Source organism: Conexibacter arvalis, assembly GCF_014199525.1.
In the GTDB taxonomy this organism is placed as follows: Bacteria; Actinomycetota; Thermoleophilia; order Solirubrobacterales; family Solirubrobacteraceae; genus Conexibacter; species Conexibacter arvalis.
This window is the reverse complement of record NZ_JACHNU010000001.1, coordinates 1,802,027-1,818,313: the sequence shown is the minus strand read 5'-3', so window position 1 is coordinate 1,818,313 and position 16,287 is coordinate 1,802,027. Positions and strand designations below refer to the sequence as shown.

Here is a 16,287-nt window from a genome sequence, read left to right as displayed (position 1 = left end):
CGCTGTGAGCCCTGCCGCCCGGGATGAGATCGACCACCTCCGCCTCGTGACGAAGGTGGCGCGGCTCTACCACACCCAGGGGCTGCGCCAGCGCGAGATCGGCGAGCGCCTGCGACTGTCCCAGTCGCGCGTCTCGCGGCTGCTGCGGGCGGCCGAGGACGCGGGGATCGTGAAGACGGTCGTGGTCGTCCCGCCCCAGATCCACGCCGATCTCGAGGACCAGCTGGAGGAGCGCTTCGGCCTCGTCGACGCGCACGTGGTCGACTCCGACGTCGAGGACGAGGACGCCCTGCATCGCGACCTCGGCGTCGCGGCGGCATCCTTCCTCCAGCCGACGCTGCAAGACGCCGACGTGGTCGGCTTCACCTCCTGGAGCCGCTCGCTGACCGCGATGGTCGAGGCGCTGGAGCCGGTCTCACGGCAGGCGGTCGGCGAGATCGTCGAGATGCTCGGCGACCTGGGAGATCCCTCGACCCAGCACGTCGCGGCGCGCGCCACGCAGCGGTTCGCCGACCGCATGGGCGCAAGAGCCGTCTTCCTGCGCACGCCCGGCGTCGTCGCCGCGCCCGCGGTCCGCGATGCGATCCTGGCGCAGGATCCGTACTCGCGCGAGGCGATGGGGCGGCTCGACCGCCTCGACGTCGCCTTCGCCGGCGTCGGGCACGGCCGCCTCGACGAGCAGCTGCTGCGGGCGGGCATCCCGTTCGACCGCGAGCAGCTGGCCCGCGTCCAGGCCGACGGCGCGGTCGCCAACCTCAACTTCCGCTTCGTCGACGCCGGCGGGCGGCCGCTCGACTCGGGGCTCGACGAGCTCGTCATCGGCGTGACGCTCGAGCAGCTGCGCAACGCCGGCCGGACGGTCGCGATCGCCGGCGGCCGCGCCAAGCACGAGGCGATCCACGCCCTGCTGCTGGGGCGCTGGATCGACGTGCTCGTCACCGACGTGGCGACCGCCGAGCACGTGCTCGCGCAGCGCGCGACCTAGCGGCCCCGCGGCCGGACAGCGCTGAAGCGCCGGGCGCCCGAGGCGCCCGGCCGACCCCTGCCCGCGCCCAGCGAGCCGAAACGCCTACTCGCCGCGGAGATCGCGGAGGTTCCCGGTCGCGGTCTGGTTGCGTCCGCCTGCGCGATCTGCTTAGAATGAGAATTCGTTGCGTGAATGAATATGCGCACCGAGGGAGCGGGAAGCGCCGCAGCGGTCGAGGAGCGACCGCGGGCGGGCCGGCGCCGCGCTGCTCGGCGCGCATTCGACGGAGGAGACGAAGCGGGTGAAGCTGACCAACGAGGAACTGCTCGAGATGCAGCGGCGGATGCTGCGCATCCGGCTCTTCGACGAGCGGGCGTCGAAGATGGTCAAGCGCGGCCAGATCCCCGGCACCGTCCACACGAGCGTCGGGCAGGAGGCGCAGGTCGTCGGCGCCTGCATGGCGGTGCGCGCCGACGACTACATGACCGGCAACCACCGCAGCCACGGGCACCCGATCGGCAAGGGATCGGCGCTCGGGCCGCTGATGGCCGAGCTGCTCGGCAAGGCGACGGGCATCTGCCAGGGCAAGGGCGGTTCGCTGCATCTCGCCGACTTCGCGGTCGGCAGCCTCGGCGAGTCCGGCATCGTCGGCTCGTCGATCCCGATCGCCGCCGGCGCCGCGCTGTCGTCCAAGCTGCTGGCGCAGGACCGCGTCGCGCTCGCCTTCTTCGGCGACGGCGCCGCCAACCAGGGCGGCCTCTACGAGGCGATGAACCTCGCCGGGATCTGGCGGCTGCCGGTCGTCTTCCTGTGCGAGAACAACCAGTACGCGCTCTCGACGCCGGCCGCGACGGTCACGTCCGGCCGCATCGCGGACCGCGCGCACGGCTTCGACATCCCGGGCGTGCGCGTCGACGACGGCCAGGACGTGCTCGCCGTGCACGACGCGGTGCGCGAGGCGGCCGACCGCGCCCGCCGCGGGGAGGGGCCGAGCCTCGTCGAGGTGATGACCTACCGCTTCCACGAGCACAGCGAGGGCCTGCGGCTCAGCACCGACTACCGCGACGCCGCCGAGCGGGACGCCTGGCTGGCGAGAGATCCGATCACGCTCTTCCGCGAGCGGCTGCTCGCCGACGGCGTCGCAGCCGCCGAGGCGCTCGACGCGCTCGAGGCCGAGGTCGCCGACGAGGTCGAGGCGGCGGCGCGCTTCGCGCTGGAGAGCCCGCTGCCCGAGCCGGAGGTCGCGTTCGCCGACCTCTACACCGATCCGAGCGCGGCGGAGGTCGCGGCATGAGCCAGATGACCTACCTCGGCGCGATCGGCGCCGCCCAGCTCGAGGCGATGCAGGCCGACGAGCGGGTGATCATCTTCGGCGAGGACGTCGAGGCCAACGTCTACGGCACGACCGGCGCCGGCAAGAGCCGCCAGGCCGAGGGCGACTTCCTGCAGCTGTTCGGCCGCGACCGCATCCGCAACACGCCGATCTCCGAGGAGGTGATGGTCGGCGCCGCCGCCGGCGCGGCGATGACGGGCCTGCGGCCGATCGTCGACCTCTCCTACTCGAGCTTCCTGTACCTGGCGATGGATCAGTTCGTCAACCAGGTCGCCAAGAACCGCTACATGTTCGGCGGTCAGGCGTCGCTGCCGGTCGTCTTCCGCTCGGCGATGTTCTACGGGCTCAGCACGGGCGCCCACCACTCCGATCGCCCGTACCCGATGTTCATGAACGTCCCGGGGCTGAAGATCATCGCCCCGGCGACGCCGAGCGACGCGAAGGGCCTGCTGCGGGCGGCGATCGACAGCGACGACCCGGTCCTCTCGTTCGAGGCGGTCCCGCTGTGGGGCTCCAAGGAGGAGGTCGACGACGGCGAGTACCGGATCCCGCTCGGCGTCGCGCGGACCGCGCGCGAGGGCGAGGACGTGACCGTCGTGGCGATCTCCGGCGCAGTACCGGAGGCGCTGGCGGCGGCCGAGGCGCTGGGAGACGAGGGGATCTCCGTCGAGGTGATCGACCCCCGCACGCTCGTGCCGCTCGACACGGAGGCGATCCTGCGCTCCGTGCGGCGCACCGGCCGCCTCGTCGTCGCCGACCCCGCCCACCGCACGTGCGGCGCCGCGGCCGAGGTCTCGGCGCTCGTCGCCGAGCTGGCGTTCGACGCGCTGCGCGCGCCGATCGCGCGCGTGACGACGCCCGACATGCAGATTCCGTTCAGCCCCGCCCTCGAGCGCCAGCTGTACCCGACCCGCGAGACGATCGCGGACGCGGTGCGCGGCGTCTGCGGGCGGTCGCGCGAGGAGGCGATGGCGTGAAGGTCGAGGTGCTGCTCCCGCAGTGGGGCATGGGCATGAACGAGGGCACGATCCTCGAGTGGCTCAAGCAGGTCGGCGACACCGTCGTCGAGGACGAGCCGCTCGCGGAGGTCGAGTCGGCCAAGAACCAGGAGCAGCTCGAGTCGCCGGCGAGCGGGACGCTCGTCGAGATCCTCGTGCAGGCCGGCGAGACGGTCGAGGTGCGCACGCCGGTCGCGATCATCGAAGAGGCGTGACGTGGCCGCGCATCCGACCACCACGCCGCGCTCGGGCGCGCTCGACGCGCTGAGACGCCTGCCGCTGCGCGTCGGCGCGGCCGGCGGCCCGCTGATCGCGCTGATCGTGCTGATCGTCGCGCTGTCGTTCCTCTCGCCGGTCTTCATGACCGAGCGCAACCTGACGGCGGTGCTCGACCAGGTCAGCGGCCTGGGGATCGTCGCCGTCGGCGCGACGCTCGTGATCGTGATCGGCGGCATCGACCTGTCGGTCGGCTCCGTCCTCGCGCTCGCGAGCATGGTCTGCGGCTACCTGTTCGCGCGCTCGGGGCTGCCGATGGAGCTGGCGATCGTCGCCGCGCTCGGCACCGGCGCGCTGGCCGGCCTCGTCAACGGCCTGCTGATCACGCTCGGGCGGCTGCCCGCGTTCGTCGCGACGCTCGCGATGCTGTCGGTCGCGCGCGGCCTGGCGCTGCTCGTGACCAACGGCGAGACGATCGCCGACTTCCCCGACTGGTTCCGGGGGCTGGTGACCGACGAGCTGATCGGGCCATTCTCGGCCTCGCACCTGCTGCTGCTCGGCACGCTGCTCGCGGGCGCCGCGTACCTGCGCTTCCGGCCCGGCGGCCGCGCGCTGTACGCGATCGGCGGCAACGAGGAGGTCGCGCGCCTGTCGGGCGTCAACATCACCGCCGCACGCCTGCGCGTGTACACGCTCGCGGGCCTGCTCGCGGCGGTCGCGGGCGTGCTGCTGACGGCGCGGCTCAACTCGGCCTCCCCGATCGCGGCGCAGGGCTTCGAGCTCGACGTGATCGCGGCGGTCGTGATCGGCGGGGCGAGCCTCAGCGGCGGGCGGGGCTCGCTGCTGGGGACGTTCATCGGCGTCCTGATCATCGGCGTGCTGCGCAACGGGCTCACGCTGCTCGACGTCACCGCCTTCCTGCAGCAGGTCGTGATCGGCGTGGTGATCGCCGTCGCGGTCATGTCGGACACGCTGGGGCGCCGCCGCGCCTGAGCGGCGCGCCCCCGCACACGGTCGTTCAACGGAGAGATGGCGCGGCGACGGTTTGCGCCGCGTCGAAACAGGAGGAGCAGATGAGGATCAAGTCGACGTTCCTGGCGGCGGTCGCCGTCGCCGGCGCGCTCACGGTCGCGGGCTGCGGCTCGTCGGGCGACGACGGCGCCTCGGGCGGAGGCGACAGAAGCATCGGCGTCGCCGTCGCCGACCTCGGCGCGCCGTTCTTCAACGCGATCCGGCTCGGCGCCGAGGCGGTCGGCAGAGAGCGCGGGTACGACGTCAGCGTCGAGGACGCGCAGGGCGACGCCCAGCGCCAGGTCGACCAGGTGCAGGGCTTCATCACCAAGCAGGTCGGCGCGATCGTCTACGTGCCGGCCGGCGCGGCCGCCGCGTCGGTGCCCGTCGAGGCGGCCAACGACGCCGACATCCCGGTGATCGCGGTCGACCGCAAGCCCGACGGCGGCGAGGTGCTGACGTTCATCGCGTCCGACAGCGTCGCGGCGGCCAGAACGCTCGGCGAGTGGTACGCGAGAGCGACCGACGGCAGAGGCGACCTCGCGGTGCTCCAGGGCCAGGTCGGCACGACGCCGGAGATCGACCGCAAGAGAGGGTTCGACGCGGGCATCGCCGGCACCGACATCAGAGTCGTCGCCCAGCAGGCGGCCAACTGGAACCAGGAGCAAGGCCACCGCGCGGCGCAGACGATCCTGCAGGCGCACCCGAACCTGCGCGGCTTCTTCGGCCGCAGCGACGCGATGGCGCTCGGCGCCGCCGAGGCCGCCTCGCAGGCGGGCGTCCGCGACAGACTCGTGATCGTCGGCTTCGACGGGCTGCCGGCGGGCCTGCAGGGAGTCAAGAACGGCGACCTCGACGCGACGATGGTCCAGCAGGCCTACAGAATGGGCCGGCTCGCGGCCGAGAACGCGATCGCCGCGATCGAGGGCAGAGCCGACGGCATCCCCGCCGAGCAGCTGCAGGAGGCGTTCCTCGCGACCAGCGAGAACGTCGACAGATACATCGCCGAGCAGCCGTACGGGCCGCAGAAGCCATGAGCGGCGCGCCCACGACCACCGCTCCGTCCGCCGCCGCGCCCGCGGGTGCGGCGGCGGACGGCGTGCTCGACTGCCGCGGCATCACCAAGAGCTACGGCGGCGCCCGCGCGCTGGAGGGCGTCGATCTCGCGCTCGCGCCGGGGGAGGTCGTGGCGCTGCTGGGCGAGAACGGCGCCGGCAAGAGCACGCTCTCGAAGGTGCTCACCGGCGTCGTCTCGCCGGATGCCGGCGCGATGCGCATCGGCGGGGAGCCCTACGTGCCCGCTCGACCCGCCGATGCGCTGAGCGCCGGCGTCGCGATGATCCACCAGGAGCTGCGGCTGGTGCCGGAGCTGTCGATCGCCGAGAACGTCTTCGTCGGCGACCTGCCGATGCGCGGCGGCCGTGTCGACCGCACCCGCATGCGGCGCGAGGCGGCGGCCCAGCTGGAGCGGGTCGGCCTCGCGACCGACCCCGACCGGCCGGTGCGCGAGCTGTCGGTCGCGGCGCAGCAGCAGGTCGAGATCGCCAAGGCCCTGCACCGCGACTCGCGCTTCCTGATCCTCGACGAGCCGACCGCCCCGCTCGGCGAGGAGGAGACCGCGCAGCTGTTCGCGCAGATGGACCGCCTGCGCCGCGAGGGCGTCGGGATGCTCTACATCAGCCACCGGCTCGAGGAGATCGCGCGCGTCGCCGACCGCATCGTCGTGCTGCGCGACGGCCGGCGCGTCGCCGCCTGGGATCGCGGCGACGTGCCGGTGGACGAGGTCATCCGCGCGATGGTCGGCCGCGAGGTCGGCAACCGCTTCCCCGCGCCGGCGCCGCCGCGCGAGGAGATCGTCCTGCGGGCGCGCGGGCTCACGCGCTCCGGTGCGTTCGAGGACGTCTCGCTGGAGCTGCGGGCCGGCGAGGTGCTCGGCATCGCCGGTCTCGTCGGGGCCGGCCGGACGGAGCTCGTGCGCGCGATCTGCGGCGCCGACCGGCTCGACGCGGGGACGATCGAGCTGGCCGACGGGCCGGTGACGCTGCGAAGCCCGCGCGCCGCCGTCAAGCGCGGCGTCGTGCTCGTCCCCGAGGATCGCAAGGCGCAGGGCGCGCTGCTCGACCTGCCGCTGGAGGACAACGTCGCGCTGCCCTCGCTCGACCGCCTGACCCGGCACGGCGCCCTGCGGTCGGGGCGGCTGCGCGACAACGCGCGCGAGCTGATCGAGCGGCTCCAGATCAAGGCGGAGCCGCGGCAGCCGGTCGGCTCGCTGTCGGGCGGCAACCAGCAGAAGGCCGTGATCGCGAAGTGGCTGCCGTGCGCGCCGCGGGTGATGGTCTTCGACGAGCCGACCCGCGGCGTCGACGTGGGCGCGCGCCCTTCCATCTACGCTGCCATCCGAAGACTGACGGAGGAGGGAGCCGGCGTGATCGTCGTCTCGTCGGAGCTGGAGGAGGTGCTCGGCCTCGCGAACCGGGTGCTCGTCATGTCGCGCGGCCGCTGCACCGGGACGCTCGAGCGCGAGCAGGCGACGCCCGAGCGCGTGATGGCGCTCGCCGCCGTGAAGGAGACGGCCGATGCCTGAGCGCGGTCCGCTGGTCCTCGCGATCGACCAGGGCAGCAGCAACACGAAGGCGATCCTCGTCGAGCGCTCCGGCGAGGTCGTGGCGTCGGCCTCCAGCCCGGTCCCGGACCGCTTTCCGCAGCCGGGATGGGTCGAGCAGGACGCCGACGCGATCTGGGCCAGCGTGCTCGACGTGATCGCGCAGCTGCCCGCCGAGCTGCTGGCGCCGGCCCGCCTGGCCGGGATCGGCATCACCAACCAGCGCGAGTCGATCGCCGTCTGGGAGGCCCGCACGGGCGCCCCCGCGGGCCCGGTCGTCAGCTGGCAGTGCCGCCGCGGCGCGGAGCTCTGCCGCGAGCTGGTCGCCGAGGGCGCCGAGGGGTGGCTGCGCGAGCGGACCGGCCTGACCGTCTCGCCGCTCTTCTCGGCCTCCAAGGCCTCGTGGCTGCTCGACGCGATCCCCGACGGCCGCGAGCGGGCCGCGGCCGGGGAGCTGTGCCTCGGCACGGTCGACGCCTGGCTGATCTGGAAGCTGACGGGCGGGCGCACGTTCGCGACCGACGCCAGCAACGCCTCCCGCACCCAGCTGCTCAACCTGCGGCTGGCCGACTGGGACGAGCAGGCGCTGGCGCGCTTCGGCATCCCGCGCGCGGCGCTTCCGCGCGTGCGCCCGTCGAGCGGGCGCCTCGGGGAGACGCTCGGCGTCGCCGGCCTCGCCGACGGCATCCCGGTCGCGGCGGCGATCGGCGACTCGCACGGCGCGCTGTTCGGGCACCGCGGCTTCGAGCCCGGGACCGTCAAGACGACGATGGGCACCGGGACCTCGGTGCTGGCGACGGTGCGCGAGCTCTCCCCCGCGCCCGACGGCCTGATGACGACGATCGCGTGGCAGCTGGCGGACGCGCCGCCGACCTACGGCCACGAGGGGATCGTGCTGTCGACCGGCTCGGCGGTCGACTGGGTGCGCACCCTGCTCGGGCTCGACGACGCCCCGGAGCGGGTGGCGGAGCTCGCGCGCGAGGCCGACCCCGGCGACGCGACGACGCTCGTGCCGGCGTTCGGCGGGCTGACCGCGCCGTACTGGGACGCCGACGCGCAGCCGGTGATCCATGGCGTCAGCCGCCGCACCGGGCCACGGGAGCTGGCGCGCGCGGCGGTCGACTCGACCGCCTTCCAGGTCAACGACGTCCTGACCGCGCTCGCGCGCGGCGGCGCCCCGCTGCACACCTGCTACGTCGACGGCGGCGCCAGCGCCAACGTCGAGCTGATGCAGCTGCTGGCCGACATCAGCGGCCTCGTGATCCGCCGCCCGCCGGCGGCCCACCTGTCGGCGCTCGGCGCCGCGTACCTCGCCGGGCTCGCCGTCGGCGTCTGGGACTCGCTCGACGAGCTGGCGGCGCTCGACCGGACGGTCCTCGACATCCCGCCGCGGCTGGACGCCGACGGCCGCGCCGAGCAGCTCGCCCGCTGGGCCCATGCCGTCTCGCTCTCGCGCTCGCAGCCCCTGCCCGTCCCCGCCCCCTCGCTCATCACGACCCCCGGAGTGCAGTGAAGATGGAGTCACGTCGGTTCGAAGGCAAGATCGTCCTCGTCACGGGCGGAGCCCGCGGCATCGGCCGCGGCATCGCGCGGCGGTTCGCCGCCGAGGGCGGCTCCGTCGCGGTCGCCGACCGCCTGGAGAGCGTCGAGGAGACCGCCGCCGAGCTGGCCGAGCTCGGCGGGGAGACGCTCGGGGTCGCCGTCGACGTCACCGACAAGGCGCAGGTCGAGGCGCTCTACGCACGCGTCGAGGAGCGCTTCGGGCGCCTCGACGTCTCGGTGCAGAACGCGGGGATCCTGCGGATCTCGCCGTTGGAGCGGCTGAGCGAGGACGAGTGGGACGCGACGCTCGACGTCAACGTGAAGGGCATGTTCCTCTGCTGCCAGCAGGCGGCCGCGCTGATGCGGCGCCAGGGCGGCGGCGGGCGGATCGTCAACAGCGCCTCCGCACAGGCCCGCGACGGCTTCGTCTACACGCCGCACTACGCCGCGAGCAAGTTCGGCGTGATGGGCATGACGCAGAGCCTCGCGAAGGAGCTCGCCACCGACGGCATCACCGTCAACGCCTTCTGCCCCGGCATCATCGGCTCCGACATGTGGGAGTACGCCGACAGAGCGTGGGGCGACCTGCTCGGCGACTACGCCAGAGGCGAGCTGATGGCCGAGTGGGTCGACGGCATCCCGATGAGACGGGCCGGGACGCCCGAGGACGTCGCCGGCCTCGTCGCCTTCCTCGCCAGCGACGACGCCTCCTACATCACCGGGCAGACCGTCAACGTCTGCGGCGGGCTCGTGATGTCCTGACGCCGGCCCGCCCCGGCCCACGGCCGGCCGTGCCGGCGTCGCCGGCACGGCCGACCGCCGCGCGCCTCAGCTCGCCGCGACCTGCGTGACCGTGTAGGACTTCACGAGCGTCTCGCGGATCGCCCAGGTCGCTCTCGTGCCCGCGGGCATGACGAACATCGCGCCAGGCGTGAGCTCGTGGGCGGTGCCGTCCTCCTCGGTCAGGGTGCCGTCGCCGGCGAGGATGACGATCGACTCGCAGCGGCCGTCCCAGAACGACGTGAACGAGCCGGGGGTGCACTGCCACACGCCGACGCTGACCCGGCCGTCGTCGTAGAGCTCGGCGAGCGACTCGACCGGGTCGCCGGCGATCGTCGTCGGCTTTCTGCCGACCAGCCTCAGCTCGACGCCCTCGGACTCCATGCGATGGATGCTCATCTCCGCTTCCTTTCGTCGGTGTTCGCGGCCTCGGCCCCGGGCGGGCCCTGCCGCAGCAGCTCGGTCTCGCGCGCGTCCAGCACCAGCTCGCCGTCGCGCTCGGCGACGGCGACGCCGTAGACGGCGCGCGCTCGGGCGGGCGTCACCCAGCCCTCGCGCACGTCGTGCAGCACGCGCGCCGGCTCGCGCTCGCGCGGGTCGCCGTAGCCGCCGCCACCGCACGAGATCGCCACGATGCGGTCGCCGGGGTCGAGCGTCACGCGCCCGACCGGCTCGATCGGCTCGGGGCCGCCGCCCGCGCGGCGCACCTCCACCGCGGACGCCCCTCCCGGGCCTCCGCCGCGCACGCCCTCCGGCCGGTTCACGCGTCCGTCGAGCGAGTAGACGACCGTCATCGGGTCGGCGACCGGGCCGTAGACGAGCCGCGCGCCCGGCGCGCCGCGGCGGCGGCCTGCCCCCTCGGAGTCGGCCAGCAGCCGCTGCTCGTCGACGCGCAGCGGGTACTTCTGCTCGTCGATCTCGACGCTGTCGCGGTACTGGAGCCCGGCGACGACCGGCAGCACGTAGTTCACCCAGCCGTCGGCCTGCGGGCCGGCCGGCCCCCCGGTCGCGCCGAGCATCACCTGGTTGACGTACGGCGCCCCGCCGCCGCGGCCGTCGCGGCCGGAGATCACGCCGATGCTCGGCGGCATCCCCAGCCCGCCCTGCGCCAGGCCGTGCCCCTCCCCCAGCCGCGACAGCGACGACTGGATCATGTTCACCAGCCGATCGGCGACGTGGGTCGTCGCCATCGAGCAGCTCGTCGGGTGCTCGGGGATCCCGACGACCGCGCCGCGCCGCAGCAGCACCCTGATGCGGCGGGCCGAGCCCGAGTTGTGCGGGATGTCGGGGTCGAGCGAGTTGTAGACGCCGGCCGCCGCCGCGGCGATGCTCGTCGCCTCGGTCAGGTTCAGGCCGGCCGGGACGCAGTCGGGGTTGTCGCGCAGGTCGACCGTCACCGTCCCCTCCTCCGGCTCGATCGCGATCGCGGCCGACAGCTCGATGCCGTCGGGCAGGCCCGGATACGGATCCAGGCGCGTCGTCGCCGACAGCGAGCGGCGCGGCAGCCGCGCGACCGCGTTGCGCATCCGCGCCTCGCTGTAGTCGAACCACTGCTCGGCGAAGCCCGTCACCTCCTCGCCGCCGAAGCGCTCGAGCAGCTCCAGCAGCCGCCGCTCGCCGATCCGCGCCGCCCCGAGCGTCGCGAGGTAGTCGCCGTACCACTGCTCCGGCACGCGGATCCGCCGCCGGCACATCCGCACGATGTCGTCGACGTCGCGGCGCTCCCGCTGGATCCGCACGCACGGGAAGCTCAGCGCCCCCTCCTCGTAGACGTCGCGCGCCTGCGGGAAGTAGGTCGTCGGCACCGCGTTGCCCGCGTCCGCCTGATGGGCCTTCGCGCAGACGGTGAAGACGTGGCGCCCCTCCCAGAAGACCGGCACGAGGATCGTGTGGTCGGCGTGGTGGGAGTTGCCGAGGTAGGGATCGTTGTGCAGGAAGGCGTCGCCGGACGCCAGGTCGGGATGGAGCTCCCCCATCGCCCGCGCCTGCAGCTCGATCCCCAGCACGTGGACCGGCAGGCTCTCCGCCGCCGCCAGCAGCTCGTGGCCGGCCGTGACGATCGCGACCGAGAAGTCGCGCCCCATGCTGAGCACCGCCGAGCGCCCGGACTTCTGCAGGGTGTTCGTCATCTCGCGGCAGATCGCGTCGAGGCGGTTGCTCAGCACCGCCAGCCGCAGCGCCTGCGGGCGCGCGGCCGTCTCCGGCATGCTCGTCATCGAGCCTCCTCCTGCTGCATGGACGTGAGCACGAAGTGGCCGAGCGCCGTCCGGCGGGCGCGCAGCCCGGGCGGCACGACCAGCGTCGTGTGCGGCAGGTCGACGACCGCGGCGCCGTCGATCACGGCGTCGGCGGCCAGCCGCTCGCCGTCGAAGCGCGTCGTCTCGACCAGCCCCGCGTCGGCGAACCACGCCGACGATGGCGTGCCGGCGGCCGTCTCCCGCGCGGCCAGCGGCGACGGCGCCGGGCGGTCGAGCGCCGCGCGGGCGCGGCCGCGCCAATACAGCACCTCCACCACCTGTCCGGGGTCGCGCACGCCGAACGCGCGCTCGTGGACGCGATGGAACGACTCCTCCAGCTCCGGCAGGTCCTCCGCCGCGCGCGGCCCGCCGCCGGCGAGCGCCAGCTCCAGCTCCCACACCTGGTGGCGGTAGCGCGCCTCGGCGATGAACTGCCGGCTGCCGCGCTCGTCGTCGGCGCCGAGCCGTCGCAGGAACCGCTCCATCTCGCCGTCGAGCCCGTCGAGCACGCCGGTGACGCCGTCGAAGTCGAAGGCGTCGGTCGCCGTCGGATGGCTCGCCGCGAACTCCATCAGCACGTCGGAGCAGAGCCCGCCGGCCGCGCTCAGCACCGGCGCCAGCCGCGGCACGAGCACCGACCTGCAGCCGAGCCGCTGGCCGATCGCCCCGGCGCACAGCGCGCTCGCGCCGCCGCCGGCGACGAAGACCGCGTCGGCGAGGTCGAGCCCGTCGCGCGCCGTCAGCTCGCGGATCCGCTCGGCCATCCCGTCGACCGCGACCTCGACGATCGCGGCCGCCGCCTCCTCCGCGGTCAGGCCCAGCGGCTCGGCGACGCCGCGCGCGACCGCCGCATGCGCCGCACCGGCGTCGAGCCGCATCTGACCGCCGAGGAAGGCGTCCGGGTCGAGCAGGCCGCAGACGACCGCGGCGTCGGTGAAGGTCGGGTCGCTCCCGCCGCGCCCGTAGCAGGCCGGTCCGGGCGCCGCGCCCGCGCTCGCCGGGCCGACCCGCAGCATCCCGCCGTCGTCGATCCACGCGATGCTGCCGCCGCCGTAGCCGATGCTCTCGACCGCGACCGACGCCAGTCCCGTGATGTCGCCGGTGAACTGGTCGCCGAGCCACGTCTCGCGCGCGAACTGCGCCTCGCCGTCGCGCACGAGCGAGATGTCGAAGGTCGTCCCGCCCATGTCGCCGACGACGAGGTCGGCGTCGTCGACCCCCGCCTCCCGCGCAGCCGCCTCGGCGCCGACCGGCGCGATCGACGGCCCCGAGCTGACGACCAGCAGCGGCCGGCGGATCACCTCCGCCGCCGGCACGACGCCGCCGGTCGACGTCACGACGAGGAAATCGCCGCCGAAGCCGCGCTCCAGCAGCCGCCGCTCGACGCTCTCGAAATGGCGCGTCATCAGCGGCTTGAGCGACGCGTCGATGCAGGTCGCGCTCGCGCGGCGGTACTCGCGGATCGTCGGCACCACCGCATGCGAGACGCTGACCGCCACATCCGGCAGCCGCTCCGCGAGCAGCTCGGCGAAGCGGCGCTCGTGCGCGGGGTGAACGTGCGCCCACAGGAAGCAGACGCCGACCGCCTCGACCCCCGCCCGCTCCAGCTCGCCGATCACGCGCACGGCGTCCCGCTCGTCGAGCGGCTCGACGACCTCGCCGCCCGCCCCGATCCGCTCCCTCACCTCGAAGGTCAGCGCCCGCGGCACGTACGGCTCGGGGTGGTCGCGCGAGAAGTCGAACGGCCCGAACTTGCCGCCCTCCTTCAGCACGAGCACGTCCGGGTGGCCCCACGTCGTGACGAACGCCGTGCGCGCCGTGCGGCGCAGCAGGATCGCGTTGGTCGCGTGCGTCGTCGCGTAGCTCAGCACCCCGCAGCGGGCGAGCAGCTCGTCGAGCCCGAGGCCCGCCTGGGCGGCGGCCCGCTCGATCGCGGCGCCGACGCCGTCGAAGACGTCGTCCGGGGTCGTGGAGGCCTTCGCCGCCCAGACCTCGCCGGATTCGTCGGTGACGACGACGTCGGTGAACGTGCCGCCGGTGTCGACGGCGATGCGGACGCTCATGCGCGCTCCTCGCTTCCTTGCGGCGTTGCGTGGACGGTTCGCGCCAGCTGCGGATCGGGCACCGGGACCGAGTCGAGCAGCGTGCGCGTGTAGGGGTGGGCAGGGGCGGCGAACAGCGCCTCGGTCGCCGACAGCTCGACCAGCTCGCCGGCGCGCATCACCGCGACGCGGTCGCACATCGCGCGCACGAGCCCAAGGTCGTGCGCGACGAGCACGAGCGTCAGGTTCAGCGAGCGCTGCAGCTCGTCGAACAGCGTCACGATCTGCGCCTGGATCGAGACGTCGAGCGCCGAGACCGGCTCGTCGGCGACGACGACGTCGGGCTCGACCGCGAGCGCACGGGCGATCGCGACGCGCTGGCGCTCGCCGCCGGAGAGCTGGCGGGGAAGCCGGTCGCGCAGCCTCGGCGACAGCCCCACCAGCTCGAGCAGCTCGGCGACGCGGCCCGGCGCGGCGCCGCGGTCGCGCAGGCCGTGGAACAGCAGCGGCTCGGCGACGATCCGCTCGACGGTCCAACGCGGGTCCAGCGACGAGTACGGGTCCTGGAAGATCATCTGGACCCGGCGGCGGAAGTCGCGCAGCGCCTTGTCGGAGGCGTGCGTCACGTCCCGCCCGTCGAACAGCAGCGTGCCGGAGGTCGGCTCCTGCAGCCGCACGAGCGTGCGCGCGAGCGTCGTCTTGCCGGCGCCGGACTCGCCGACGAGGCCGAGCGTCTCGCCGCGCCGCACGTCGAGCGAGACGTCGCGCATCGCGTCGACGGTCGTGCGGGCGCCGAACAGCTGGGTCGAGCGGAACGAGCGCGTCAGCCCGCTCGCCTCCAGGATCGGTTCCCCGACCGGCGCCGGCGGCCGCGTCGCCCGCTCCGGGACGACGTCGATCCGCGGCACGGCGTCGAGCAGCGCCTGCGTGTACGCGTGCTCCGGCGCGCGGAAGACGCGCTCGGTCGGCCCGTCCTCGAGCACCGTGCCGCCGCGCATCACGACGGTCCGGTCGCAGAGGCCGGCGACGACGCCGAAGTTGTGCGTGACGAGCACGACCGTGATGCCGGCGTCGCGGTTGAGCTCGCGCAGCAGGCGCAGGATCTGCGCCTGCACGGTCACGTCGAGCGCCGTCGTCGGCTCGTCGGCGAGCAGGACCCGCGGGCGGTTGACGATCGCCGCGGCGATCATCACGCGCTGGCGCAGGCCGCCCGAGAGCTGGTGGGGATAGGCCGACAGGCGCTCCGCCGCCCTCGGCACGCCGACCATCTCGAGCGCCTCCACGACCCGCGCGGCGGCCGCGTCGCGATCGACCTCGGCGTGGTCGCGCACGACGTTGACGAGCTGCTTGCCGACCGGGATCGACGGGTGCAGCGACGTCATCGGATCCTGCAGCACCATGCTGATGCGGCTGCCGCGGATGCGGCGCAGCTCCTGCTCGGAGCGGCCGACCAGCTCCTCGCCCTGCAGCCTGATCGAGCCGCCGGCGACGCGGCCGGGCGGCGGCACCAGCCCAAGGCAGGCGGAGAGCGTCATGCTCTTGCCGCTGCCGGACTCGCCGACGATCCCGACCAGCTCGCCCTCCGCCACGTCGATCGAGACGCCGCGCACGGCACGATGGCCGGCCGCGCCGGGGAACTCGACCTCGAGCCCGTCGATGGAGAGGATGGGGTTCATCTCGGCCCTGCCTGCAGTCGGGGGTCGCCGGCGGTGCGGTCGGCGGGGCTCCACCGCCGCCGCAGCCCCTCGCCGAGCAGCGCGAAGCCGAGCACGACGACGGACAGCACGAGACCGGGCAGGACGCTGATCCACCACTCCCCGGTCACGAGGTTTCTGGAGCCGGAGGCGATCGTCGCGCCCCACTCCGGCGTCGGCGGGCGCACGCCGGCGCCGAGGAACGACAGGCCGGCGGTCAGCAGCACCGCGAAGCCGACGGTGATCGACGCGTTCGCGATCACCGGCTCCATCGAGTTCGGCAGCACGTGCCGCCGCAGCGTCACGCGCGACGGGAGCCCCATCACGCGCGCGGCGTCGACGTACGCCTCGCGCTGGGTGACCAGCACGGCGCCGCGCGTCAGCCGCAGGAAGATCGGCAGGTTGACGAAGGCGATCGCGACGATCACGTTGCGCACGCTCGGGCCGGTCATGCCGACGAGCGCGAGCGCGAGGATGAAGACGGGCAGCGCCTGCACCATGTCGGCGAGGCGCAGGATCGTCCACCGTCCGCGCCCCGCCCACGGCGAGCGGAAGTCGAAGCCGGCGAGCGCGCCGAGCACGACGCCGCCCGCGAGCGACAGCGCGACGGCGACGATCGCGATCGTCACGTCGGCGCGGAAGCCGGCGACGACGCGGGAGAAGACGTCGATCCCGGAGGCGTCGGTGCCGAACGGGTGCTCGAGCGACGGCGCCAGCAGCACCTCGCCGGTCGCCCGCTCGGGGTCGAACGGGACGATCCACGGACCGATCGCGGCCAGCAGCAGCGAGATCGCGACGATCACGACGCCGGCGGCGAGCGCGCGGTCGCCGCGCAGGACGGTGAGCAGCTCTCGGAGGCTCATCG

General features: G+C 74.2%; 14 protein-coding genes. 9 read left to right on the top strand and 5 right to left on the bottom strand.

What is annotated here, in order from left to right; all coding sequences use genetic code 11:
* Positions 1–4: 4 nt before the first annotated feature.
* The 9 genes from BDZ31_RS08465 (at position 5) to BDZ31_RS08425 (ending at position 9,431) form a co-directional block, all read left to right on the top strand.
* Positions 5–985 (top strand): sugar-binding domain-containing protein, encoded by a 981-nt coding sequence (locus BDZ31_RS08465; RefSeq protein ID WP_183340852.1) that lies wholly within the window; start codon positions 5–7, stop codon positions 983–985.
* A 325-nt stretch (positions 986–1,310) separates the two neighbouring features.
* The gene (locus BDZ31_RS08460; protein WP_183341088.1) at positions 1,311–2,261 is read left to right on the top strand and encodes a thiamine pyrophosphate-dependent enzyme; all 951 of its coding nucleotides are present in this window, start codon (positions 1,311–1,313) and stop codon (positions 2,259–2,261) included.
* Entirely contained in the window at positions 2,258–3,277 is a 1,020-nt protein-coding gene (locus tag BDZ31_RS08455; protein ID WP_183340850.1) for an alpha-ketoacid dehydrogenase subunit beta, read from the top strand. Before BDZ31_RS08460 ends, BDZ31_RS08455 begins: the two co-directional genes overlap by 4 nt.
* Positions 3,274–3,513, top strand: coding sequence for a biotin/lipoyl-containing protein (locus BDZ31_RS08450; protein ID WP_183340848.1), 240 nt, complete (start codon positions 3,274–3,276; stop codon positions 3,511–3,513). Before BDZ31_RS08455 ends, BDZ31_RS08450 begins: the two co-directional genes overlap by 4 nt.
* Before the next feature lies 1 nt (position 3,514).
* Entirely contained in the window at positions 3,515–4,507 is a 993-nt protein-coding gene (locus BDZ31_RS08445; RefSeq protein WP_183340846.1) for an ABC transporter permease subunit, read from the top strand.
* 80 nt (positions 4,508–4,587) lie between these two features.
* The gene (locus BDZ31_RS08440; protein WP_183340844.1) at positions 4,588–5,562 is read left to right on the top strand and encodes a substrate-binding domain-containing protein; all 975 of its coding nucleotides are present in this window, start codon (positions 4,588–4,590) and stop codon (positions 5,560–5,562) included.
* Positions 5,559–7,109, top strand: coding sequence for a sugar ABC transporter ATP-binding protein (locus tag BDZ31_RS08435; RefSeq protein ID WP_183340842.1), 1,551 nt, complete (start codon positions 5,559–5,561; stop codon positions 7,107–7,109). The genes BDZ31_RS08440 and BDZ31_RS08435 overlap by 4 nt, the downstream gene beginning before the upstream one ends.
* Complete coding sequence (locus tag BDZ31_RS08430) at positions 7,102–8,640, top strand: FGGY-family carbohydrate kinase (protein ID WP_183340840.1); 1,539 nt, start codon at positions 7,102–7,104, stop codon at positions 8,638–8,640. The genes BDZ31_RS08435 and BDZ31_RS08430 overlap by 8 nt, the downstream gene beginning before the upstream one ends.
* 2 nt (positions 8,641–8,642) lie before the next feature.
* Entirely contained in the window at positions 8,643–9,431 is a 789-nt protein-coding gene (locus tag BDZ31_RS08425) for a glucose 1-dehydrogenase (protein ID WP_183340838.1), read from the top strand.
* Between the two features lie 66 nt (positions 9,432–9,497).
* Here the strand turns inward: BDZ31_RS08425 and BDZ31_RS08420 are convergent, their stop codons facing one another.
* Genes BDZ31_RS08420 through BDZ31_RS08400 form a run of 5 tightly spaced genes read right to left on the bottom strand, consistent with a single transcriptional unit; the run spans position 9,498 to position 16,285 of the window.
* On the bottom strand, positions 9,498–9,848 hold the full coding sequence (locus tag BDZ31_RS08420) for a cupin domain-containing protein (protein ID WP_183340836.1): 351 nt from the start codon (positions 9,846–9,848) through the stop codon (positions 9,498–9,500).
* Entirely contained in the window at positions 9,845–11,665 is a 1,821-nt protein-coding gene (locus BDZ31_RS08415) for a hydantoinase B/oxoprolinase family protein (RefSeq protein ID WP_246344466.1), read from the bottom strand. The genes BDZ31_RS08420 and BDZ31_RS08415 overlap by 4 nt, the downstream gene beginning before the upstream one ends.
* The gene (locus BDZ31_RS08410) at positions 11,662–13,749 is read right to left on the bottom strand and encodes a hydantoinase/oxoprolinase family protein (protein ID WP_183340835.1); all 2,088 of its coding nucleotides are present in this window, start codon (positions 13,747–13,749) and stop codon (positions 11,662–11,664) included. Before BDZ31_RS08410 ends, BDZ31_RS08415 begins: the two co-directional genes overlap by 4 nt.
* A complete protein-coding gene (locus BDZ31_RS08405) occupies positions 13,746–15,404 on the bottom strand; it encodes a dipeptide ABC transporter ATP-binding protein (RefSeq protein ID WP_183340832.1) in 1,659 nt (552 codons plus the stop codon). Before BDZ31_RS08405 ends, BDZ31_RS08410 begins: the two co-directional genes overlap by 4 nt.
* Positions 15,401–16,285 carry an ABC transporter permease gene (locus BDZ31_RS08400; RefSeq protein WP_183340830.1) on the bottom strand — a complete coding sequence of 295 codons (885 nt, stop codon included), beginning with the start codon at positions 16,283–16,285 and terminating at the stop codon, positions 15,401–15,403. The genes BDZ31_RS08405 and BDZ31_RS08400 overlap by 4 nt, the downstream gene beginning before the upstream one ends.
* Positions 16,286–16,287 lie beyond the last annotated feature (2 nt).